Consider the following 4,643-nt stretch of genomic DNA (forward strand, 5'->3'; position numbering starts at 1 on the left):
ATTCTTATCTAAGACATTATATTCCTGCACAACAAAAAAGGAGAAAACAACCGTATGGGGAATATAACGGCTCTCATTGCAGACGTGTTGCTCTTCGTGATTCTGCCCTGGATTCTATGGCGGCTCACACGGAAGGCGTTGCCTATCGCTGTTCTGCCGATCCTCCTCGGCATGCTGCTGGCCGTCTGGCATGTACCCGTGGCAACTCTCGGCATTCCCTCTGTCTATGGCGACAATATCGGCTGGGTGGCTGTTCTGGTGCTGGCGTTCACAGCCGGGCTGGAGATGTGGCAGCATCCGGATGAAGTCGATCCGTCCCAGACTTTCCCCGCTCCATCATTCAGTCGCCTCCTGAAAGGCGCCGCCGTCGCGCTTGCCGTACCATTTCTCGTCGGTTCCGTGCTGGCTTATGAGTTCTTCCTTCCTCTCAAGGGATGGCGCGCACCTGACGCCGCGCCATGGATCTCCGCCGCATCCATCGGTCTCTGCATTGCCGTCAGTGCCTTGCCGGTTCTGATCGCTGTCGTTCGGGAGCTTGAACCGGGCCATCGCGCTATCGGCCAACTGGCGCTGAAACTCGCCGTGGTTGATGACGCCGCTCTCTGGATCGGGCTGGCCATTCTGCAGTTCATGGAAAAAGGCTCGGCCGCCCTGCACAGTTGGACAGGGCTTGAAGCGCTGTCCGTCGGATTGCTGGCAGGGCTGGCCATCTCAGGCAACTGGGTAGCCCGTCGCGTACCCTATCCACCGGCCTGGGTCATCTGGGCTACCGTGCCGCTGTATCTGGTGGCCGGCTCATGGGCGAGCAAACAACTGGGCCTGCATGAACTAATCGGTGCCTATTTCGCCGGTGCGATCATGCCGCCGAAATGGGTGCGCCGCCTGCCTGTCGAACAGATTGGAACACTCTCCCTGATCTGGCTTGCCCCGATGTTCTTCGGTCATAGCGGCCTGCGTATCAATGGCGATGCTCTCACATGGCCTTCCGTTCTGGCCTCGCTTTCGCTGGTCGTCATTTCCGTCGTCACCAAGATTGGTGCGGTGTATTTCTACCCGCCAGCCGATGGGCTGAACGCACGACAGGCGCTCAGTGTCGGCGCGCTACTTCAGTGCAAAGGGCTGATGGAAATCGTCGCGGCTACCATCCTGCATGAACAGGGCATGCTGTCCGAATTCGCCTTTGCATCGCTCATGGTGCTGGCCGTGATTTCCACGACTCTCACTGGCCCCATGTTCAGGCTCTTCGCGCCTCGCTTGCGCAAGGAAGAGCCTGAAGAAAAACTGAACGCCAATCTGGCGACAAACGGTTAAGCACCGCCTAGATTGTGAACCCGCATTTCTTGATCTGTATGTTTCTCTATTGAATCACAGACACATGAAATGTGGGGATCATGCTCTTTCTTGTAGATCGCAGCGCACCATCCACTGTTTCAAATGCGTTTTCTGATCTTCATTGATTCAAAAAGCGTTTCACAAAAATCATATAAATACGGCTTAACGATCTTTCTTCGGAAATCGCAAAGCTTTCAGCAACATAACAAAGCATTGCAAGTGCATGTGAGCGTCTCACCATATTCGCAACGTCACTTACCTACCCGACACAAGAATATTTTCGATATCTTCTGCAAATTACAGAACAGATAAAGTCTCTTCCTTAAAATAAGCCGCAGACACAGAAGCCTGAGAACCGCTTCCCATACGTCAATCGTACCGTCCCTGAACAATGTTCATTGCCATTTATCACGAAACAGTGATATGCGAACGATTCTCATTATCGTTCATGGAAAACAGACGTGGCGACGGTCGAACAAAGTGCGGCATGGGAAAAATCTGGGCTGAAGACGCGTGCATTATGCCGTTATGGGATTGTCCTGTGGAGCATGACCGCAGGATTACCCGGCGTCACTGCAGAGGCGGCCACTCTGGATGAATCTCAAAAAAAGAAGATCCCGCAGCAACAGACTAAAGAGAACGATGAGCCTACCAGTGTGGAAAGTCTGGTCGTGTGGGGCGAGCGCAACAAAAAAGCCACGACAGATGGCACCGGCAGTTATGTCGTCAAAGCTGTCTCGATGAGCAAGATGCTGCTGCGTCTAGATGAAATTCCCCAGTCCGTCTCGGTACTCAGCCGCCAGCAGATGCGCGACCAGAATCTGAATACAGTCGATGACGCGCTGAAACAGGTGCCGGGTGTCAATGTCAATCTCTATGGCGATGGCACGGCTGGCATGACGTCCCGGGGTTATGCGCTGACCCCGCAATTCGATGGCGTCCCCTCCACCGGCGGCTTGCAGATGAGTCAGCAATTTGATGTTGCCATCTATGATCGTCTTGAAGTTTTACGTGGTCCCAACGGAATGTTTCAAGGATCTGCGCCTCCCGGCGGCAGCGTCAACTTTGTGCGCAAACGCCCACTTGATCAGTTCAAGGCCCAGGGATCTTTCAGTGGAGGATCATGGGATACGTTCCATGCCGATGCCGATGTCACCGGCCCTCTGACAGAATCAAAACGCGTGACCGGGCGGCTGGTTGTGGCTGGCACGGATCGGAATTTTTTCTATCAAAAAGCCCATGATCGCCGCTGGACCGTTTATGCCGATATTGATGTGCACATAACGAATCATACGACATTATCCATGAGTGCCACTGGTCAGAAAAACGACACGACACGCTTCATGGGCCTTCCACGGGCCGCCGATGGGAGCGATCTCCACTTGAGCCGGAACAGCTTTGTCGGTGCGGACTGGGGACATACCACATCTCCAATGTATGAACTGGGAGGAGAACTGGAGCACCGCTTTGGTGCGGGGTGGCGCGCACGCCTGAGCGGAAGGCATCGCGACACAGATACCAGCCTGCATTACACGTACATCAACAGCGCGGTTACTTCACAGAAGAAAGCCAACTTTGTCGTTGCCAACTCGGTTATTCGCGATCAATACGATGGAGTCGATCTTTATTTTACTGGATCCGTCCATCTCCTTGGACGCAAACATGATCTGGTCATTGGTGGAAACTATGATTCGGATGTGATGACCGATGGTGGCGCCTCACAAAATTCGCGCATCAATACAGGATTGTCTGGTCTCAATATTTTCGATCCTGTTATTTCCAGTGATATACAGCCTGATATCACCACCATGTATCGCGAGCCCACCCGACAGGCGGGCATTTATGGATCTGCACGTATAGAACTCTTACGCTCCTTACATTTGCTGATGGGCGGACGAATCAGTTTCTATGAGTATAAATACAAGAATATTTCCACTAATACCCCTTACGTCATAAGCCAGAAAAACAATGCCGTACCCACGCCATATCTCGGGCTTGTGTGGAATATCGTGCCGAACATCTCAGCCTATGTCAGCTTTACCGACACCTTTACACCGCAATCCGCATTTGGACCTTCCGGTCGTCTGAAGCCCGATCTCGGGCAACAGATTGAAGGCGGACTGAAAGGCAATTTTTTCCACCGCAATCTCAATGTGACGCTGGCTGGTTATCGCGTGATCGAACGCAACAAAGCCATTGAGGACGGAAGCCTTGATCCCATTTGTGGTCGTACAGGCACAAGTGTCTGTTACCGTGCCGCTGGGAAAGTCCGGAGTCAGGGCATGGAAGCCGAAATGATCGGGCGTATTCTTCCCGGCTGGGACATCAACGCCAGTTACACATACAATGATAACGTCATCCTGAAAGATAGCAGTTCGTCTCAGGAAGGATTGGCTTATGCGCCCAATTCTCCCAAGCATCTATTCAAACTCTGGACGCGCTATCGCTTTGCAGAACCCGGACAGACCCGGAATGTCTGGAGTATCGGGGGAGGCGTAACAGCTCAAAGCAGTACATTTGGCACGACACGGACCGTCACACAGAAAAGCTACGTCGTCGCAAATGCGCAGATAGGGTATCAGCTGCGTCCGGAGCTGAATATCACGCTCAACGCCAACAATATTTCCAACACTCGCTATTATCAGAGACTTGGAAATATTTATTACTACAATTATTACGGCGAACCACGAAACTTCATGGCGACTGTTCAGAGTGTCTTCTGAAACGTCGCGGGCCTTCATTTAGGCGTTGTATCCCATGAATCCAGTCTCATCAGACGCTGCCCGCAGTTCTACATTCCTCTGCGCCCATCACATACCCCCTACCCTCTTTGTGGGGAGGCTATCGCATCAAAGGCACCTCACAGAAATTTAGTATTGCGAAGCATTCTCATGTGTGGTTTATGGACTGCGAGACAACACTCAAGGATGCGTCGATGTATATCTGCTCCTGTAACGGGTTGACGGATTATGATGTTCAGGCGGCGGTAGAAGCCGGCGCGACTCGTCCCAGAGAAGTCTATGCAGCCCGCAAATGTCGGGCACAGTGCGGTAACTGCGTCAAAGGCGTCAGTTGCCTGCTCCGCGAGGCGCTCAAGGCCCGGCAGAGCCAGTCAGTTATGCTGGCGGCCGCAGATGTTTCGCATCATGAGGCAACGAGAGCTGTAGCCTGATCTAAAACTTTCTTCCTTCCTACCTATCGTCGCAAAAGAGCGGCCCGGGATGAAGAAGGGCCGCTCTTTGTGTTTTCGGGATAGTGGGGGGCGGGCGAGGGGGCCGCCCGCAGGGGGTCACGGTGTGCTTTACGCAGGA

The 4,643-nt window shown here is 53.1% G+C and carries 3 protein-coding genes; all 3 read left to right on the forward strand.

Annotation, left to right across the window (positions count from 1 at the left end; genetic code table 11):
• The first annotated feature begins 54 nt into the window (after positions 1-54).
• The 3 genes from ABF824_RS15550 (at position 55) to ABF824_RS15560 (ending at position 4,504) form a co-directional block, all read left to right on the forward strand.
• Positions 55-1,311, forward strand: coding sequence for a cation:proton antiporter (locus ABF824_RS15550; protein ID WP_415489886.1), 1,257 nt, complete (start codon positions 55-57; stop codon positions 1,309-1,311).
• Between the two features lie 482 nt (positions 1,312-1,793).
• Complete coding sequence (locus ABF824_RS15555; RefSeq protein WP_415489887.1) at positions 1,794-4,055, forward strand: TonB-dependent siderophore receptor; 2,262 nt, start codon at positions 1,794-1,796, stop codon at positions 4,053-4,055.
• 212 nt (positions 4,056-4,267) lie between these two features.
• Complete coding sequence (locus tag ABF824_RS15560) at positions 4,268-4,504, forward strand: bacterioferritin-associated ferredoxin (RefSeq protein WP_415489888.1); 237 nt, start codon at positions 4,268-4,270, stop codon at positions 4,502-4,504.
• Positions 4,505-4,643 lie beyond the last annotated feature (139 nt).

Source organism: Acetobacter sp. (genome assembly GCF_047721705.1).
Lineage (GTDB): Bacteria > Pseudomonadota > Alphaproteobacteria > Acetobacterales > Acetobacteraceae > Acetobacter.